A 19,105-nucleotide genomic window follows, 5' to 3' on the forward strand; every position below is an offset into this window, starting at 1 on the left:
GAACATCGTCAACGACATCACCGCGCGCAAGGCGGCCGAGGACAGCATCCGCCACCTCGCGCACCACGACCCGCTCACCGGTCTGCCCAACCGCGTGCTGCTGCAGGACCGGCTCGAGCGTGCGCTGGCGAGTGCGCAGCGCAATGGCACCTCGCTGGCCATGCTGTTCATCGACCTCGACGGCTTCAAGCCGGTCAACGACCGCTACGGCCACGACACCGGCGACGCACTGCTGCAGGCGGTGGCGAAGCGGCTGCGCGGCACGCTGCGCCATTCGGACACCGCGGCCCGCATCGGTGGCGACGAGTTCGTGGTGCTGCTGCCCGTCCTCGCCGAGACCCAGGACGCCGGCCTGATCGCCGCCAAGCTGCGGACTGCGATCGCAAGCCCGTTCGAGATCGACGGCCACCGCATCACGATCTCGGCCAGCATCGGTCTCGCCCTCTACCCGCGGGACGGAGACACGGCAAGCGAGCTGATGCGCACCGCCGACGGTGCGATGTACGCCGACAAGCGCCAGCACGCAGTCTAGGGGGCACCCGCCCCCTCACGACGGGGCGGGCATTTGCACGTATAGTCCGCCCACCGCGCACCTCCCCGTTTTCCCGATTCCCATGTTCCGCTCGCTCCGCTCCCCCGACGTCCTGATCACCACGCTGGCCGCGGCTGGCATCCTGCTGGTGACGATGGGCGCCCGCCAGTCGATGGGCCTCTTCGTCAGCCCGCTCAACACCGCCACCGGCCTCGGCATCGCCACCATCAGCCTGGCGATGGCGGTGGCGCAGTTCGCCTGGGGGGCGATCCAGCCGGTGGCCGGCGCGGTCGCGGACCGCCACGGCGCCGGCCCGGTGCTGGTCGGCGCCCTGCTGCTGCTGGCGCTGGGCAGCGCCATCACGCCCTTCATGGATTCCGGCCTCGGCCTGGTCGTGACGATCGGGCTGATGTCGGCAATGGGTTCGGGCGCGGCCAGCTTCTCGGTACTGATCGGCGCCGCCGCGCAGCGCATGCCGCCCGAGGCGCGCGGCACGGCCTCGGGCGTGATCAATGCCGGCGGCTCCTTCGGCCAGTTCCTGTTCGCGCCGATCCTGCAGAAGCTGATCCAGACCGTGGGCTGGATGGGTGCGATGTGGGGCATGGCGCTGATGACGCTGGCCGCGCTGCCGCTGATCCGCCGCCTGACGCGGCCGGTGGAGAAACCGGTCCACCACGCCGAGACCGACCATGGCGTGATGCGCGCGATCCGCGACGCGATGAAGGACCGCAGCTACCTGCTGCTGCACCTGGGCTTCTTCACCTGCGGCTTCCACATCGCCTTTCTCGTCACCCACCTGCCGGGCGAGGTGGCGCTGTGCGGGCTGCCCCCCACGGTGGCGAGCTGGTCGCTGGCGATCATCGGCCTGGCCAACATCTTCGGCAGCCTGTACGCCGGCGCCTGCGTCGGGCGCTACCGCAGCAAGTACGTGCTGGCCGCCATGTACGGCTCGCGCGCGCTGCTGGTGGGCTGGTACCTGATGATGCCGTCGTCGGAATGGACCTTCTACCTCTTCGCCGCCGGCCTGGGATTCACCTGGCTGGCGACGGTGCCACCCACCGCCGCCATCGTCGGCAAGCTGTTCGGCGTGCGCTACCTCGGCACGCTGTTCGGGCTGACGCTGCTGTCGCACCAGACCGGCGGCTTCCTCGGTGCCTGGCTGGGCGGACTGGCGGTGGTCGAGTTCGGCGACTTCAGCTGGATGTGGTACGCCGACATGGCGCTGGCTGCGCTGGCCGCCGTCATCAACCTGCCGATCCGCGAGGCGCCCGTCGAACGCAAGCTGGCCACGGCCTGAAGCGGGCGCGGCCTGCGAGCGAGCGCGTAGCGTGCCTACAGGGCCTTGAGGAACGTCTCCATGGCAACGAGGGTCTGGTCGCGCAAAGCGTTCAGCCGCGCCAGGCCGGCATGTGCCTCGTCCCTGCGATCGCCGCGGTGCAGGCGCAGCAACTCGATGGCCAGCGCATGGACCTTCTGGTGGAGCTGGTCGAGTTCGGTCAGTCGCTCGCTCCCCAGCTCGTGGGGATTGGCCAGCACGCTGTCGAGCCAGCGACCGAAGGCACACTCGTGGGGGTCGAGCGCCGGTGGCGCGGCGCGCTCGCCCGAGAGGCATTCCTCGATGGCAAGGATCCAGCCGCGGTGTTCGACCGTGGCATACAGCAGCGGCATCGCGTCCGGCCCGAGGCGGCGCTGGCGGGTCCAGCTCTCCGGGGGTCGCCAGCTCGCGGCCCAGCCCGGCAGGGACTCCGGCGGCATCGGCCGCGCAATGCCGTAACCCTGGGCGTATTCGCAACCGAGCCGCAGCAGCAGCTCGCCGTGCGCCTCGGTCTCGACGCCTTCGGCCACGGCACGGCGGCGGAAGGCGCGCGCCAGGCCGAGCACGCCATCGAGGATGGCCAGGTCGTCGGCATCGTGCTGCATGTCGCGCACGAAGCTGCGGTCGATCTTCAACTCCGCCGCCGGCAGCCGCTTCAGGTAGCTGAGGGATGAATACCCGGTGCCGAAATCATCGAGCGAGAAGCCGACGCCCATGCGCGTGCACGTGGCCATGGTCTCGGCGACGTGGTTCATGTCGGCCAGCGCGCTGCTTTCCAGGACCTCGAGCTGCAGCATGTCGGGCGTGATCCCGGGATGCAGCGACAGCAGCAGGTAGAGACGCTCTGCGAAATCCGCCCGCTGCAGGTGATTGGCGGCGATATTGACGCTGACCGGCACGCGCAAGCCCTCCGCCTGCCACGCGGCAACCTGCCCCAGTGCGGCCTCGATGACCCATTCGCCGAGCTGGATGCCGAGGGGATGATGCTCGATCACCGGCAGGAAGCAGTCGGGCGACAGCAGGCCCTGTTCCGGGTGCTGCCAGCGGATCAGCGCCTCGACCCCGATCAGCTCGCCGGAATGCATGTTGACCTTGGGCTGGTAGTACAGCACGAACTCGCCCCGCACCAGTCCGTAGCGGATGCGTTCCAGGCTTTCGTGGTGGCTGCGCAGGTCGTGGTCGTGATCGGTGTCGAAAAGGTGATAGCGGTCCTTGCCGGCGAGCTTGGCCTGATACATCGCCTGGTCGGCCTGGCGCAGCAGCTGGTCGGGCTCGACTTCCTCACGCTGCGGGTAGAGCGTGACCCCGATGCTGCCCGACACCTGGAGCGAATGGCTACCCACCTCCACCGGCTCGGCCACGGTGGCCAGCAGGCGCCGCACCAGCGGCCGGCAGCTGTCGGCATCGGGCAGATCGCCCAGCACGGCCACGAACTCGTCGCCACCCAGGCGCGCCAGTGTGTCGCAGTCACGCATCACCTTGCGCATCCGGCCTGCCAGGGTCATCAGCAGCTGGTCGCCGGCGTCGTGCCCCTGGGTGTCATTGATCGTCTTGAAGCCATCGAGGTCGATATACACCACCGCGAGCCGCTGGTCGCCACGCCGGGCGCGCGCCATGGCCTGGTGCAGGCGGTCGGCGAACAGGACGCGGTTGGGCAGCGCGGTCAGCGCGTCGTAATGCGCGATGTGCTCGAGCTGGCGCTCGTGCTCCTTCTGCAGCGTGATGTCGGAGAACAGGCCGACGAAATGCCGGATCTCGCCGCGCGCGTCGCGCACCGCGCTCACGGTGAGCAGCTCGGCGAACAGCTCGCCGCCCTTGCGCCGGTTCCACACCTCGCCGTACCAGTGACCTTTCTCCAGCAGGCTCTGCCACAGCGCGGCGTGGAACTCCGGGCCGTGGCGGTCGGACTTGAGCAGGCTGGCCTCACGCCCGAGCACCTCATCGCGCGTGTAGCCGGTGATGCGCGTGAAGGCTTCGTTGACCTCGATGATGCGGCCCTGCACGTCGGTCACGATGATGCCCTCGCGCGAATGCGCGAACACCGTCGCCGCCAGACGCGCATCGGCGTCGCGGCGGTGGCGCAGCTGGGCATAGCGGATCGAGCGCCGCAGCGCCTCGCTGTCCCCGCCCTTGGGAAGATAATCGTCCGCGCCCAAGGCAATCGCGAGGCTGGTCGTTGCTGGGTCGTCGAGGCCGGCCAGCACCACGATCGGCGCCTCGGTCAACGCGCGGCAGCGCTCCACGGTCGCGGGGCCGAACGAGTCCGGCAGGTTCAGGTCCAGCAACACCACATCGGGCTGAAAGCCGCCGCCGGCCAGCAGCACCTCCGCCGCGCGCAGCGAATCGGCAACGTGGATGACGAAGTGCTCATGCAAGGCATCCAGCAGCTGCCAGCGGATCAGTTCGACATCGCCCGCCTCGTCCTCTATCAGCAGGACCTGCGCGGGTGCGGGAGAGGGCGCTTCCATCGGTGAGCTCCGTGAGCGATGCATGTGCCGCAAGGCGCCTGGTCAGCGTGCGGAAGGCCGGACCATCATGTTCCAGTATTCCCCAATGTCGCGGGCCCTGGAAATGAATTCATCCACAAGGCGCTCACGTCCGTCCCTGCCGACCGTCCCGAGGTTCGGCAGGCGCACAGGGCATCGAGGCGCTGCGACTCGTCATCGGGAAGGGATGGAGGCTGCATGCACCACAGGTCAAGAAGAAAAATCTATGACGCGATGATTCCGCCTGCGGTTAGCCAAGGCAAGCTGCAGTGCAGCGCACTTGTGCGCTCCGTCACGATGACAGTTGCAAATCCGCGAGCCGCGAATACAGGCCGCCGCGCAGGCGCAGGTCGGCTGGCGTGCCGGTCTCGACGATGCGGCCTTCCTCCATCACCACGATCCGGTCCACCTGCTGCACCGTGGCCAGGCGGTGGGCGATGATCAGCGTGGTGCGGCCCTGCATCGCAGCGGCCAGGCCCTGCTGCACGAGGATCTCGGACTCGGCGTCGAGGGCGCTGGTCGCTTCGTCGAGCAGCAGCACATGCGCCCCCTTCAGGATGGCGCGCGCGATCGCGATGCGCTGACGCTGCCCGCCGGACAGCCGGGTGCCGCGCTCGCCGAGGAAGGTCGCATAGCCCTCCGGCAGGCGGGCGATGAACTCGTCGGCCGCCGCCGCACGCGCGGCGGCGACCACTTCGTCGTCGCGCGCGTCCGGACGGCCGTAGCGGATGTTTTCCAGCGCGCTGGCGGAGAAGATCACCGGGTCCTGCGGCACGATGGCGATGTCGCCGCGCAGTTCGTGCAACGCCAACGCGCGGATGTCCTGGCCGTTGAGACGGATGCAGCCGCCCGAGACCTCGTAGTAGCGCAGCAGCAGCTGGAACAGCGTGGTCTTGCCCGCGCCCGAGGGCCCCACCAGGGCGACACGCTCGCCCGGCGCGATTTCGAGGCAGACATCGTCCAGCGCCCGCACGGTGGGCCGCGCCGGGTAGGAAAAGACGACGTGGTCGAAGGCGATGCCCACCTGCGCCGCGCGCAGCGGCGGCTGCGGCACGGCCGGCTCGCGGATGGCGGGCTCGGCATGCAGCAGCTCCAGCAGGCGCTCGGTCGCCCCCCCGGCGCGCATCACGTCGCCCCACACCTCGGCCAGCGTGCCCGCGCCGCCGGCGACCAGCGCCGCGTACAGCACGAAGGCGCCCAGCTCGCCCACGCTCAGGCGTCCGGCCTGCACCTGCTGCGCACCGATCCACAGCACGAAGATGATCGTGCCCATCACCGCACCGATGACCAGCGCGGTCAGCAGCGCGCGGACCCGCGTGCGGCGCACGGCCGTGCGGAAGCTGGTTTCGCTGCGCTCGGCGAAACGTTGTGCCTCGTTGCGCTCCTGGGTGAAGGCCTGCACCGTCGGCATCGCGTTGAGGATCTCGCCCGCCAGCGCCGAGGCGTCGGCGATGCGGTCCTGCGATTCGCGCGACAGCCTGCGCACGCGGCGGCCGATGGCGACGATGGGCAGCGCCAGCAAGGCCATCAGCCCGAAGATGAGGCCGAACAGCTGCACGCTGGTCACCGCCAGCATCACCATGCCACCGACGAACTGGAACAGGCTGCGCAGGCCCATCGACACCGAGCTGCCGACCACGGTCTGGATCAGCGTCGTGTCGCCCGTCAGCCGCGACAGCACTTCGCCGGTCTGCAAGGTCTCGAAGAACTGCGGCGACTGGCCGAGCACGCGCGCATACACCGCGCTGCGCAGGTCGGCCGTCACCCGCTCGCCCACCCACGACACGGTGTAGTAGCGCGCCGCCACCGTCAGCGCCCACAGGGCCGCCAGCGCGAACAGGCCGAGGAACTGGCCGTCGAGGCTGGCCGTGCCGAACAGGCCGCCGCCCGCCTTCACGCCGCTGCCGAAACCGGAGTCGAGCAAGTCGCGGAAGGCCAGCGGCACCACCAGGATGGTCGCCGACGCCAGGCACAGCAGCACGAAGGCCAGTGCGATGCGCGCGCGGTAGGGGCGCAGGAAGGGCGTCAGGCCACGTAGGGCGGACAAGGGGCGGGGCGGAGGGGGGCGATCGGGGCTTTGGCGGCGCATGCCCGATTATCGTCCACCGGCGGGCCGTGCGCCCTCAGCCTGGACTATGCTTCGACAGAGTCCCCTCGACCCTGGAGCCCCGCATGGAAACACCGGACACGATCCACGCCTTCTGGTTCGGTACGCACCCCGACGACGACGCGGTGATCGCCCGCCAGTCCGCCCTGTGGTGGCGCAAGCAGGCCGACGTCGATGCGGAGATCCGGCGGCGCTTCGCGCCCTGGGTCGCGCGCGCGGCACGCGGCGAGCTGGACGGCTGGCTGGCGGACGTCCGCGGCCGGCTGGCGCTGATCCTGCTGACCGACCAGTTCCCGCGCAACATCTGGCGCGGCGAGGCGGCGGCCTTCGCCTTCGACGTACTGGCCCTGCGCTGGGCGAAGGACACCCTGCGGCTGGGCCTGGACAACGAACTGCGTGCCGTGGAGCGCGTCTTCGTCTACCTGCCGCTGGAGCATTCGGAAGATCTCGGCGACCAGCGCGAGGCCGTACGGCTCTTTGACCGCCTCGCCGCCAGCGTGCCGGCGCCACACCGGCCCAGCTTCGATGGCTATCTCGACTACGCCCGCCGCCACCTCGCCATCATCGAGCGATTCGGGCGCTTCCCCCACCGCAATGCCGCGCTCGGCCGCGAGGCCCGCGAGGACGAAACGGCCTTCCTGCAGCAGCCGGGCTCATCCTTCTGAACCACGGTCGCGCCTGACGCCTGAGGACACCGCCCCCGGCCGCGGGTCGCGGTCCGTGCGCATGTAACTTTCATCGGCAGGGCGGAGGGCGGCCACGCGCAGCCGTCTACAATGGCGCCAGACCTTACCCGACCGGAGCGCGCCTCATGCACACGACCTCCCGTTCCCGCCTTTTCGCGCAATCGCGCACACTGCTGCAGGCGGTGCTGCTGCAGGCGGTGCTGCTGCTGTGCGCGCTGTCGCTGGCCGGCTGCGCCAGCCTGATCCACCGCGAGCCGGTGCGCATCAACGTCGTCGGCCTCGAGCCGCTGCCCGGACAGGGCATGGAAATGCGCTTCGCAGTGAAGCTGCGGGTGCAGAACCCCAACGAGACCGCGATCGAGTTCGACGGCCTGGCGCTCGAGCTCGATCTCAACGACAAGCCCTTCGCCACCGGCGTCAGCGACCAGCGCGGCAGCGTGCCGCGTTTCGGCGAGGCCCTGGTCAGCATTCCGGTGTCGGTGTCGGCGGTCGCCGTGGTGCGCCAGGCGCTCGGCGTGATGGACGGAAAGGCCGTCGACAACGTCCCCTACACCCTGCGCGGCCGGCTGGCCGGCGGCGTGCTGGGCGGCGTGCGCTTCTCGGACAAGGGCACGCTGAGCCTGCCCGACGGGCTGAAGACGCCGCGCTGAGCCGCCCGGCCCCCCTGCACGCATTTACCCCACTCACCCCATTCGCCGCCCCCCGTCGCTCCTGCCCCGGCCAAGACCCATGCCCCCGTCCGTGAATACCGCCCCCTTCTTCGCCCCCGCCCACTTCGACGATGCCGCCGCCGCGCTCGAACGCGTGCGCGAGATCCACGCCACCAGCGTCGACCACCTGCGCGACGCGCTGCAGCGCTACGTGGCCGGCGGCGACATCGGCCGCCATGTGCGCGCCTGCTATCCGCTGGTGCGGGTGCGCACCGACACCGTGGCGCGGGCGGACTCGCGCCTGTCCTACGGCTTCGTCGCCGGCCCAGGCGTGTTCGAGACCACGCTGACGCGGCCCGACCTGTTCGCCGACTACTACCGCGAGCAGTTCCGCCTGCTGCTGCAGAACCACGGCGTGCCACTGGAAGTGGGGACCAGCACGCAGCCCATCCCGGTGCATTTCGCGCTGGCCGAGGACGACCACCTCGAAGGCCAGCTCGGCCCCGACCGCCGCCTGCTGCTGCGCGACCGCTTCGACCTGCCCGACCTCGGCGCCATGGACGACGGCATCGCCAACGGCACCTTCGAGCCAGGCCCGGGCGAGCCGCATCCGCTGGCGCTGTTCACCGCGCCGCGGGTCGATTACTCGCTGCACCGCCTGCGCCACTACACCGGCACCCGGCCCGAGCACTTCCAGAACTTCATCCTGTTCACCAACTACCAGTTCTACATCGACGAGTTCATCAAGCTCGGCCACGAGCTGATGGCCGACGGCGCCTCCGGCCACGGCTACGAGGCCTTCGTCGAGCCCGGCGACGTCCTCACCCGCCGCACCGGCCTGCCGCCGGAGGCGCGCGACGCGCGGGGCACCGTGCCGCCACGCCTGCCGCAGATGCCGGCCTATCACCTGGTGCGCGGCGACCGCAGCGGCATCACCATGGTCAATATCGGTGTCGGCCCGGCCAACGCCAAGACCATCACCGACCACATCGCGGTGCTGCGCCCGCACGCGTGGCTGATGCTCGGCCACTGCGCCGGCCTGCGCAACAGCCAGCACCTGGGCGACTACGTGCTCGCCCACGGCTACGTGCGCGAGGACCACGTGCTCGACGAGGAGCTGCCGCTGTGGGTGCCGATCCCGGCGCTGGCCGAGGTGCAGGTGGCGCTGGAGGCCGCGGTGGAGGAGATCACGCAGCTGTCCGGCTACGAGCTGAAACGCGTGCTGCGCACCGGCACCGTCGCCAGCACCGACAACCGCAACTGGGAGCTGCTGCCCTCGCATGGCATGGCCAGCAGCCCGGAACGCCGCTTCAGCCAGAGCCGCGCGGTCGCGCTGGACATGGAATCGGCCACGATCGCCGCCAACGGCTTCCGCTTCCGCGTGCCCTACGGCACCCTGCTGTGCATCAGCGACAAGCCGCTGCACGGCGAGATCAAGCTGCCGGGCATGGCCAACCAGTTCTACCGCGAGCGTGTCGACCAGCACCTGCGCATCGGCATCCGCGCCCTCGAGCGCCTGCGCGAACAGGGCATCGACCGCCTGCACAGCCGCAAGCTGCGCAGCTTCGCCGAGGTGGCGTTCCAGTAACGTCTGCGGCATCCTCGCGCCCCTTCGCCAGAAAGACCCGCCATGTCCGCCGCCCGCCCGATCCGCGTGCTCTCCGTCATCCCGCCGATGACGCAGCTCAACACGCCCTACCCGTCCACCGCCTACCTCACCGGCTTCCTGCGCTCGCGCGGTATCGATGCGGTACAGGAGGACCTGGCGCTGAAGCTGGTGCTGCGCCTGCTGTCGCCCGCCGGGCTGGACCACATCCGCGCCCGCGCCGAGGCGCTGCCGCGCGCGCAGCGTACGCCGCTGGTGCAGGGCTTCATCGAGCACTTCGCGCGCTACCGCTTCACCATCGGCCCGACCATCGCCTTCCTGCAAGGGCGCGACCCGACCATCGCCCATCGCATCGCCAGCCGGACCTTCCTGCCCGAGGGGCCGCGCTTCGACGCGGTCGACGCCTACGTCGACCCCAGCGACCCGGACGGCGGCGACCCGCTGGGCTGGGCTTTCGGCGCCCTCGGGCTGGCCGATCGCGCGCGCCACCTGGCGACGCTGTACCTCAACGAGCTCGCCGACATCCTGCGCGAGGCGGTCGATGCCCGCTTCGAGTTCGTGCGCTACGCCGAGACGCTGGCGATGAGCCAGCCGACCTTCGAACCGCTCGCCACCGCACTCGCCGCGCCGCCCACCCTGGTCGACGACACCCTGCGCGAACTCACCCTCGAGGCCATCGCCCGTCACGCACCGCAGCTCGTGCTGGTGTCCACGCCCTTCCCCGGCTCGGTGTATGGCGCCTTCCGCATCGCGCAGGCGATCAAGGCCGCGCACCCGGACATCGTCACCGTGCTCGGTGGCGGCTTCGTCAACACCGAGCTGCGCGAGCTGGCCGAGCCGCGCGTGTTCGACTACTTCGACTACGTCACGCTGGACGACGGCGAGCGTCCGCTGCTGGCGCTGCTCGAGCACCTGCAGGGCAGGCGCGGCCGATCACGCCTGGTGCGGACCTTCGTGCGCGACGCCGAAACGCGGGCCGTGCGCTACATCAACCTGGTCGAGCCCGACGTGCCCTTCGCCGAGGTCGGCACCCCGACCTGGGACGGCCTGCCGCTGGACGGCTACCTGTCGGTGCTCGACATGCTCAACCCCATGCACCGGCTGTGGTCCGACGGACGCTGGAACAAGCTCACCGTCGCGCACGGCTGCTACTGGAAGAAGTGCAGCTTCTGCGACGTCAGCCTCGACTACATCGGCCGCTACGACGGCGCCCCGGCCGCCCTGCTGGTCGACCGCATCGAGGCCATCATCGCCGAGACCGGGCAGACCGGCTTTCACTTCGTCGACGAGGCCGCTCCGCCCAAGGCGCTGAAGGCGCTGGCCGAGGAGCTGCTGCGCCGGGGCGTGGCGATCTCGTGGTGGGGCAACATCCGCTTCGAGAAGTCCTTCACCCCCGAGGTCTGCCAGCTGCTGGCCGACAGCGGCTGCATCGCGGTGTCGGGCGGGCTGGAAGTGGCCTCCGACCGTCTGCTCAAGCTGATGAAGAAGGGCGTGTCGGTGGAACAGGTGGCGCGCGTCACCCACGCCTTCACCGAGGCCGGAGTGCTGGTCCATGCCTACCTGATGTACGGCTTCCCGACGCAGACCGTGCATGACACGGTCGATGCGCTCGAGTACGTGCGCCAGCTCTTCGCAGCCGGCTGCATCCAGTCCGGCTTCTTCCATCGCTTCGCGTGCACCGTGCATTCACCGGTGGGCCGGCACCCGGAGGAGTACGGCGTCGAACTGCTGCCGCTGCCGCAGGTGAGCTTCGCCAAGAACGATGTCGGCTTCATCGATCCCACCGGCGTCGACCATGACCGCCTCGGGCGGGCGCTGAACAAGGCGCTGTACAACTACATGCACGGCATCGGCCTGGAAGCCGACGTGCGCGAGTGGTTCGACGAGCGCGTGCCGCGACCGCGGGTCGCCAGGCACTTCATCGCCCGCGCCCTGCATGCGGCGGTGCACGATTAACGCCACGCGTCCGGCCTCCTATACTGCAGGCCTTAGAAGCAACCGGGCCGACACGGCCCCACCCGGATGGACACCCCGCTTCCGCCTGCACCGGACCTGAGATTCGCATTCGATGCGGCAACGCAGACGCTGCGGGCGAGCCTGTCGCCCGGCAGCCTCGTGCCCAGCATCGACCCCCTGTGGCTGCACGACCGGCTCGAGGATGCAGGCTATGCGAAGTTCAAGCTGCGCACGAACGCGGTCACGACCCTGATCACCCAGTACAACGCCGGCGGCAGGGTGATCGACCTGGAGATCGCGGATGCGGTCGATGGTGCGCTGCAGATCACGACCTCGCCCGACAGCATGGAGGCGCGGCTCACGATCACCCCGGCCGAGGGCGGCCGTGCCGTCACCAAGGACGACGTGCTCGAGCAGCTCGCCGGCCGCGGCATCTACGAAGGCGTGCGGGTCGAGGAGATCAACCGCGCGATCGCCGCCGGCGTTGCGCAGGAGGTGGTGATCGCGCGCGGACGCGAACCGGTCGACGGCGAGGACGGCAGGCTCGAATACCTGTTGCCGGAGACGCGCGCCCGCGTGCCCAACATCCGCCCCAGCGGTCGCACGGATTACCGCGACCTCGGCGAGATCCAGGTCGTCCGTGAAGGCGACGCGCTGATGCGGCGCCACCCGCCCACCGCCGGCACGCCCGGCCTCGACGTGACCGGCCGCCCGATCCCGCCCACCCCAGGCCGTGACCAGCGCTTCGCCAGCGGCCTGCGCGGCGTGCGTGCGCAGGCCGAGGACCCCGACCTGCTGGTCGCCGCCAGCGATGGCCAGCCGGTACGGGTGCGCGGCGGCATGATGGTCGAGCCGGTCTACACGGTCGATACCGTCGACATGACGACCGGCAACATCCGGTTCGACGGCACGGTGAAAGTGCGCGGCGACGTCAAGGCCGGCATGCGCATCGAAGCCAGCGGCGACATCGAGATCGGCGGCGTAGTCGAGCCGGCGACGCTGGATGCCGGCGGCAACATCGTGGTCAAGAGCGGTGTGCTCGGTGCCAGCAACAAGAAGGACAGCGCAAACCATCGCATCCACTGCGACGGCAGCTTCTCGGCGACCTATGCGCAGCAGGCCCGCATCGAGGCAGGCGACTCGATCTTCATCGACGACCTGGCCATGCAATGCACGTTACGTGCGAAGAACCACATCCGCATCGGCAACCGCCGCCGCGGCCATGTCATCGGCGGGGTACTGCACGCCACCTTGTCGATCCAGGCCCGCGTGATCGGGGCCCCGAACCGCATCCGTACCGAGCTCGAGATCGGCCCCGACAACACGCTGTCGGGCGCCCTGCGGGACATGGTGCAACTGCGCGACGGCAAGGAAAACCAGCTGCTCGAGATCGGCAAGGTCCTCACCCTGTCAGACCGCCAGCCCGGCCGCATCCCGACCGAGATGCGCGATCGTGCCCAGCAGACGGCGAAGACGCTGTCGTCCGAGGTCGAATCGCTGCGCGAGAACGAGGACGCGGTCCGTTACCTGCTCGACCTGGCAAGGCAGGCGCGCGTCTCCGCCGACCAGGCCATGCATGAAGGCGTGGTCGTGTCGATGGGCGAAGCCCGGCTCGCGATCCAGGGCCACCGGGGGCCGAGCACGGTGCGTCTGGCCGAGCACGGACTCGGCGTTTTCGCCCTCGAGGACGAAGGCGCGCCCGGCAACGAAAGGTGACAATTCCGGGCGCTTGCGGCATGATTATTTTTCCTCAAACAAATCAAGGGTCAGGCGGGGTCAAAAAATTGACTCCGCGCTATGAGTCGTTGCTCCTTGTCGAACACCACCGAGCCGGTCCGCGCCGAGGATGAATCCTCGCCCGATGCGGATGCCGACTCGCCGGGGCGATCTTGCCCGCCCCCACCGCCGGCGGCCCGCTCTGCCGGCGTGTTTCCTGTGCGTGCCTTCCGTGCGCACACCCTTTCCCTGATGCGATCCCCGCGCACGCACCTTGCCGTGCGCGCTGAACACCTGTCGCCCACGCCCATGCGCACCGCACCTGCCGGCCCGCTGGGGCGTGCGCACGCCTGAGCCCTGCCGAAAACTGCCCCCATGGAAATATTCGTACTCATCGCCCTCATCATCCTGAATGGCCTGTTCGCCATGTCGGAAATCGCGCTCGTGACCGCACGCCGCGCACGGCTGGCCAAACTCGCCGAGGATGGCGACAACGCAGCGGCGGTGGCCGTCAAGCTCGGCGAGGAGCCCACCCGCTTCCTGTCGACGATCCAGATCGGCATCACCTCGATCGGCATCCTCAACGGTATCGTCGGCGAGGCCGCGCTGGCCGGGCCGCTCGCGCACTGGCTGCAGTCGCTCGGCGTCGAGCAGCGCGTCAGCGAGATCGGCTCGACCGTGCTGGTCGTGGTGGTCATCACCTACGTGTCGATCGTGATCGGCGAGCTGGTGCCCAAGCGCATCGGCCAGATCAACCCGGAAGGCATCGCACGCCTGGTCGCGCGACCGATGAACATGCTGTCGATCGCCTCGCGCCCCTTCGTCCATCTGCTGTCGAGCTCCACCGCGCTGCTGCTGCGGGTGATGGGCCAGCGCGAGACCGGGGGCCCGAGCGTGACCGAGGAGGAGATCCGCGCCATGCTCGACGAAGGCTCGGAGGCCGGCATCATCGAGAAGAGCGAGCACGAGATGGTGCGCAACGTGTTCCGCCTCGACGAGCGTCAGCTCGGCTCGCTGATGGTGCCGCGCTCGGACATCGTGTGGCTCGACGTGAACCGTCCGCTCGACGAGAACCTGGCGCTGATGGCGGATTCCGCCCACTCGCGCTTCCCGGTGTGTCGCGGCGGCCTCGAGGAGATCCTCGGCATCATCAGTTCCAAGCAGCTCTTCAACCAGACCCTGCGCGGTGCCGAGGTCGACCTGACCGAAGCCCTGCAGGCACCGGTCTACGTGCCCGAGTCGCTCACCGGCATGGAGCTGCTCGACCAGTTCCGCGCCTCCAGCACGCACATGGTGTTCGTCATCGACGAGTACGGCGAGGTGCTGGGCATGGTCACGCTGCACGACCTGCTCGAGTCGGTGACCGGCGAGTTCCAGACCGAAAACGCCGAGGAAGCCTGGGCGGTGCAGCGCGAGGACGGCTCCTGGCTGCTAGACGGCCTGATTCCCATCCTCGAACTGAAGGACCGCCTCGACATGAAGGCCGTGCCGGAGGAGGACAAGGGGCGCTACCACACCCTGTCCGGCATGATGATGTGGCTGCTCGGCCGCCTGCCGAGCACCGGCGACATCGCGGTGTGGGAGGACTGGCGCTTCGAGGTGGTCGACCTCGACGGCAAGCGCATCGACAAGGTGCTCGCCAGCCGGGTGCCCGAACCCAGCGGCGAGGAAACCCCGGAAGGCAGCGAGCCCGGCGCCTGAGCCGTTCGCCACGACCGGCGCAAGATCGGGATAGGGGCGGCCAGGTTACCTGACCGTTCCCCTCCCACACCACCCGGCATGCGGGTCCGCACCGGGCGGTTCGAGTCGTTGAGGTCATGAGAGCCGGGGCACACCGAGCCGATCAAAGTAGGCAACAGGCATTGCGCGGTTCAGCAGGAAGCGGCTGTTACGCCACCACCTTCGACTGTTCGCCGCCACCTGTCGAGCGTCCGTTTCCGAAGCGCCCAGAGCCTTCAATTCCCGGTACATCGTCGTACCCCGACGCCAGTGCTTGAGCTGCACCGCACGCAGCCGGTGTCGAATCCACTCGTCGAGTTCGCGGAACACCTTGGGTGTCTGCGCGAGTTGGAAGTACGCCTTCCAGCCCGGCATGTAGGCCCGCAGCCGTTCGGCAGTCTCGGTCAGGTTGCGCCCGCCCGAGCGACACGTGAATTGCCGGATGCGTTGCTTGAAGGCGTTGAGCGCCTTGTCGGCCACCCTGCACTTGACCTGTCCGCCTGGGCCGTACCAGAAGGCATAGCCCAGAAACTTGCGGCGCGAGGCCGGCGCGACGGCCGTCTTGGCGTCGTTCACCTTCAGGCGGAGTCGCTCGTAGAGCTTGGTCAGGCCCGCTAGCACCCGTTCGCCTGCACGGCGACTGCGCACATACACATTGCAGTCGTCGGCGTAGCGCACGAAGCGGTGCCCCCGCCGCTCCAGTTCCCGATCCACCTCGTCGAGCAGCACATTGGCCAGCAGCGGCGACAGCGGCCCGCCTTGCGGCGTGCCCTCAAACCGCTCCATGACCACGCCGCCACCCATGATCCCGGCCACGAGGTAACAACGGATCAGCCGCAGCACGGCCTTGTCCTCGATTCGCCTCGCCAGGCGTTCCATCAGGATGTCGTGATTGACCCGGTCGAAGAACTTCTCCAAATCCACATCGACCACCACCCGGTAACCGTCCTGCACGTAGCGCTGTGCATCGAGCACCGCGTCGTGCGCACGGCGTCCCGGGCGAAAGCCATAGCTATGGTCAGAGAACGTCGGATCAATCCTGGGCTGCAAGACTTGCAGCAGGGCTTGCTGGATCAGCCGATCCGTCACCGTCGGAATCCCCAGTTCGCGCACCCCGCCATCGGACTTCGGGATCTGGACGCGGCGCACCGGAGAAGGCCGGTAGCTGCCATCCAGCAAGGACTCCCGAATCCGAGGCCAGTGCGCTCTCAGGTAGGCCGCCGTCTCGGCGATCGACAACCCATCCACCCCAGCACTGCCGCGATTGGATTTGACGCGTTTCCACGCCGCCTCCATGTTCGCTTTCGCGAGCGCCTGAAGAAGCAGGCCATCTCGCCCCGGGCTTCCGGTTTCATGCCGCGCCGTCCGTGCTTCATCACGCACCGCTTCGGGATCGGCTTCACCTCGCCCTCCCGCGTTGCGCCCCGGCCTCCCGAGCTTCTGATGCATTGCACGTCCGAGCGACACGGCCTTCGGCCCTCCTACTCGTTCGGCCCTTCCCCGGCGGTCTCCAGCCTCAACGGCCCTACCACCAAGTACTACAGCCTCTGCTGACTTCTCGCTCCGGCTCAGCACCGTCGCCCTTTCAGGCATAAGGCGAGATCTCCCCAGGTAAGAACGCACTCCTTCGCTGCACAACCGCCGGATCTACGCCACTTCGCCTTGATCACGAGAGCTTCCCGATTACGTGCTCGCTCGCCCTGCTCCGCAGCGCCTTCTATCCGATTCTTGTCCATCGGCTCGCAGCTTATGCTCCACGCTTCCTTCCCACGCTCGGTCACCCTCACGCAGTTGCGCTTCACTTCGTTCGCTGTGATCAACTTACGGCGGGACTTCCACCCGCAGGAGTGCGCCCATGCTGGGCGCACACGGAAAAACGCCCCGCAGTCCTGCCGGACGCGGGGCGTTCTGCTGTCGGCGCGGTCGCCAGGCCGCCGCTCGCAGCCCGGCGCCGGACGACTTCAGCGCATCACTTCAGCGCGGCGAGCGCGGCAGCGTAGTCCGGCTCGTCCTTGATCTCGGGCACGAGCTGCGAATACACGACCTTGTCGTTCGCATCGACCACCACTACCGCGCGCGCGGTGACGCCGGCCAGCGGGCCGGAGGTGATGGCGACGCCGTAGTCCTGACCGAAGGCCGGGTTGCGGAAGGTCGACAGCGTCTTCACGTTCTGCAGGCCCTCGGTCTCGCAGAAGCGCTTGGCGGCGAAGGGCAGGTCGGCGGACACGACCAGCACCACGGTGTCGGCCAGGCTGCCGGCATCGGCGTTGAACTTGCGCGTCGAGGTGGCGCACACCGGGGTGTCCAGGCTGGGGACGATGTTCAGCACCTTGCGCTTGCCGGCGAAGGCCTCGAGGCCGACGTCGGCCAGGTCGGCACCGGTCAGCTTGAACGCGGGCGCCTGCTCACCCGCCTGCGGGAAACGGCCGGCAACGTCGATCGGGTTGCCACCAAGGGTCACTTTGCTCATGGGTCTGTCCTCTGTCTCAGGATTGGTTGGGCCGCCGTGCTCTTTCCGGCAGCGGTCGGCGGACCGTCAGCCTACACCAAGGCATGACATCCGGCGACCGCTGCGCTCAGCGCGGCGGCCGGTCCTCGATCTCGACCTCGCGGATCACCTCGCCCTCGATGATCATGCCGCGCCCCGTCGGCGGATGTTCGCGCATCTGCTTGCGCAGCGCGCGCGTCTTCCACCACAGGTAGCCCCACGCCACCGCGCCGACGGTAACGACGACGGCGAACAGCACGACCGAGAACATCAGGGCCACGCCGAACACCGCGATGGTGACGAGCACGGTGACGATCTTCTGCAGCAGGCTGGGCGGCGTGCCGTCACCGCGGCCGAACTGGTTGAAGAAACTGGAGAACTTCGGATCACGATACATGAGGGGTTCCTGGTAGGGATCGGGGCCTGCACGCCCTGCGTGCCTGGACGGGTTGCAGGTCAGAGCCCGCACCGGACAAAAGATTCCGGCCCGCGCCTGTTTCAGCATGAAACGATGCCGCCCCGGCCGTCCGACAGTCCACCAGCAATCCCGGACCGATGCAAGCTGCGCTAGTCTCGGGGGCGTTCGATGCGGAAACCACGTCATGTCATCGCAGCAACGCCCTGCGCGCCGGAACGGGCAGCCCCGGATCCCGCTGATCCTGTTCGGCGCCTTCGACCGCCACAACTTCGGCGACCTCCTGCTTGGCCGCATCGCGGCCCGGACGACAGGACGGGCGGACGCCATCGCCGCAGGCCTCGCGGCGCGCGAGCTGCGCCGCGCGGGTGGCTTTGCGGTGGCGGCGCTCGACGACATCGTGGCGGCACAGGCGGGCCATGCCTTCGACCTGCTGCAGGTCGGTGGCGAGATCCTGGGCTGTTCGCGCTACGAAGCCGCGGTGATGCTGCTCGCGCCCGACGAGGCCGCGCGCATCGTCGCCCGCCTCGACCGCGACACGGCCGCCCGCGATCACTGGGCGGTCGGCCAGCCCGGCACCGCACGTGAGCTACCCTATGTTGCCTCGCGCGCCGCCTTGCCCGGCGTGCGCCGCATCCTGCATGCGGGCATCGGCGGCGTGGAACTCGAGACCCTGCCGGCGATGCTGCGCGACACCGCGCTGGCCCGGCTGCGCGACGCCGACCGCATCTGGGTGCGCGATGCAATAACGCAGGACGCACTGATGCGGGCCGGCCTCCACAGCCGGCTCGCGCCCGACCCGGCGACCCTCGTCGCCCACCTGTTTTCGGCGCGGATCGCCCGCTGGTCCAATGGCGCCGGCATGGCGGCCCTGCGCGCACGCTTCCCGCAGGGCTACCTGGCCCTGCAGTTCAGCGCCGATTTCGGCGACGACGAAACCTTGCGCCAGCTCGCCAACGGGGTCGAAACCTTCGCCGCCGCGCGCGGACTGGGCATCGTCGCCTTCTGCGCAGGGCGCGCGCCGTGGCACGACGACCCGGCGATCTACCGGCGCCTGCGTTACTTCCTCACCGACCCGCAACGTCTGGTATCGAGCCCGGCCCGCAGCCTGTGGGCGCTGTGCGCGCTGATCGCAGAGTCCTACGCAGTGTGCGCTTCGAGCCTGCATGCGCGCATCGTCGGCGAGGCCTTCGCGCGGCCGGTGGTCACCCTGCTGCGCACGCCCCGGGCCGGGCGCAAGCAGTCGGCCTACGCACGGACCTGGGACCCGGACGGACTGAACCGGCTCGCGCGGCCGGAGATGGCGGAGGCGGCGCTGGCAGGCGCGAGCCGTCTCGATCCGGCGCGACGCACGCGACACGCCCGGCAGCTGGCAGACCACGCCACCGAAGCCTGGCAGTGGCTGCTGGCGCCCTGATGCCGACACACG

General features: G+C 69.3%; 14 protein-coding genes. 9 read left to right on the plus strand and 5 right to left on the minus strand.

Annotated elements, in window-relative coordinates:
* The first annotated feature begins 94 nt into the window (after window positions 1-94).
* A complete protein-coding gene (locus tag AC731_RS20275; protein WP_237266642.1) occupies window positions 95-532 on the plus strand; it encodes a GGDEF domain-containing protein in 438 nt (145 codons plus the stop codon).
* An 82-nt stretch (window positions 533-614) separates the two neighbouring features.
* The gene (locus AC731_RS14185) at window positions 615-1,829 is read left to right on the plus strand and encodes an MFS transporter (RefSeq protein WP_048707012.1); all 1,215 of its coding nucleotides are present in this window, start codon (window positions 615-617) and stop codon (window positions 1,827-1,829) included.
* Window positions 1,830-1,864: 35 nt separating this feature from the next.
* Here AC731_RS14185 and AC731_RS14190 read toward each other — a convergent pair whose 3' ends face one another.
* Window positions 1,865-4,315, minus strand: coding sequence for an EAL domain-containing protein (locus AC731_RS14190; protein WP_048707014.1), 2,451 nt, complete (start codon window positions 4,313-4,315; stop codon window positions 1,865-1,867).
* A 310-nt stretch (window positions 4,316-4,625) separates the two neighbouring features.
* Window positions 4,626-6,422: an ABC transporter transmembrane domain-containing protein gene (locus tag AC731_RS14195; protein WP_048707016.1), complete on the minus strand. Its 1,797-nt coding sequence runs from the start codon at window positions 6,420-6,422 to the stop codon at window positions 4,626-4,628.
* 83 nt (window positions 6,423-6,505) lie between these two features.
* Between AC731_RS14195 and AC731_RS14200 the strand changes: the two genes are divergently transcribed.
* From AC731_RS14200 to AC731_RS14225, 6 genes are all read left to right on the plus strand, one after another.
* Entirely contained in the window at window positions 6,506-7,105 is a 600-nt protein-coding gene (locus AC731_RS14200; RefSeq protein WP_048707017.1) for a DUF924 family protein, read from the plus strand.
* A 146-nt stretch (window positions 7,106-7,251) separates the two neighbouring features.
* Window positions 7,252-7,776 carry an LEA/WHy family protein gene (locus AC731_RS14205; RefSeq protein ID WP_048707018.1) on the plus strand — a complete coding sequence of 175 codons (525 nt, stop codon included), beginning with the start codon at window positions 7,252-7,254 and terminating at the stop codon, window positions 7,774-7,776.
* Window positions 7,777-7,855: 79 nt separating this feature from the next.
* Complete coding sequence (locus AC731_RS14210; protein WP_048707020.1) at window positions 7,856-9,364, plus strand: AMP nucleosidase; 1,509 nt, start codon at window positions 7,856-7,858, stop codon at window positions 9,362-9,364.
* 42 nt (window positions 9,365-9,406) lie between these two features.
* Window positions 9,407-11,338, plus strand: a complete 1,932-nt coding sequence (locus tag AC731_RS14215; RefSeq protein ID WP_048707021.1) for a B12-binding domain-containing radical SAM protein — start codon at window positions 9,407-9,409, stop codon at window positions 11,336-11,338.
* A gap of 66 nt (window positions 11,339-11,404) precedes the next feature.
* Window positions 11,405-13,054, plus strand: a complete 1,650-nt coding sequence (locus tag AC731_RS14220; protein ID WP_048707023.1) for a DUF342 domain-containing protein — start codon at window positions 11,405-11,407, stop codon at window positions 13,052-13,054.
* 375 nt (window positions 13,055-13,429) lie between these two features.
* Window positions 13,430-14,755, plus strand: coding sequence for a hemolysin family protein (locus tag AC731_RS14225; RefSeq protein ID WP_004261793.1), 1,326 nt, complete (start codon window positions 13,430-13,432; stop codon window positions 14,753-14,755).
* Window positions 14,756-14,869: 114 nt separating this feature from the next.
* Here the strand turns inward: AC731_RS14225 and ltrA are convergent, their stop codons facing one another.
* From ltrA to AC731_RS14240, 3 genes are all read right to left on the minus strand, one after another.
* The gene (gene ltrA / locus AC731_RS14230; protein ID WP_156480721.1) at window positions 14,870-16,222 is read right to left on the minus strand and encodes a group II intron reverse transcriptase/maturase; all 1,353 of its coding nucleotides are present in this window, start codon (window positions 16,220-16,222) and stop codon (window positions 14,870-14,872) included.
* Window positions 16,223-16,742: 520 nt separating this feature from the next.
* A complete protein-coding gene (gene tpx / locus AC731_RS14235) occupies window positions 16,743-17,243 on the minus strand; it encodes a thiol peroxidase (RefSeq protein ID WP_048707025.1) in 501 nt (166 codons plus the stop codon).
* Window positions 17,244-17,349: 106 nt separating this feature from the next.
* Window positions 17,350-17,658: a hypothetical protein gene (locus tag AC731_RS14240; protein ID WP_004261785.1), complete on the minus strand. Its 309-nt coding sequence runs from the start codon at window positions 17,656-17,658 to the stop codon at window positions 17,350-17,352.
* 205 nt (window positions 17,659-17,863) lie between these two features.
* On the opposite strand from AC731_RS14240, the gene AC731_RS14245 reads away from it, so the two are divergent.
* Window positions 17,864-19,093, plus strand: coding sequence for a polysaccharide pyruvyl transferase family protein (locus AC731_RS14245; RefSeq protein WP_048707027.1), 1,230 nt, complete (start codon window positions 17,864-17,866; stop codon window positions 19,091-19,093).
* Window positions 19,094-19,105 lie beyond the last annotated feature (12 nt).

The sequence above is a fragment of the Thauera humireducens genome (assembly GCF_001051995.2).
GTDB lineage: Bacteria > Pseudomonadota > Gammaproteobacteria > Burkholderiales > Rhodocyclaceae > Thauera > Thauera humireducens.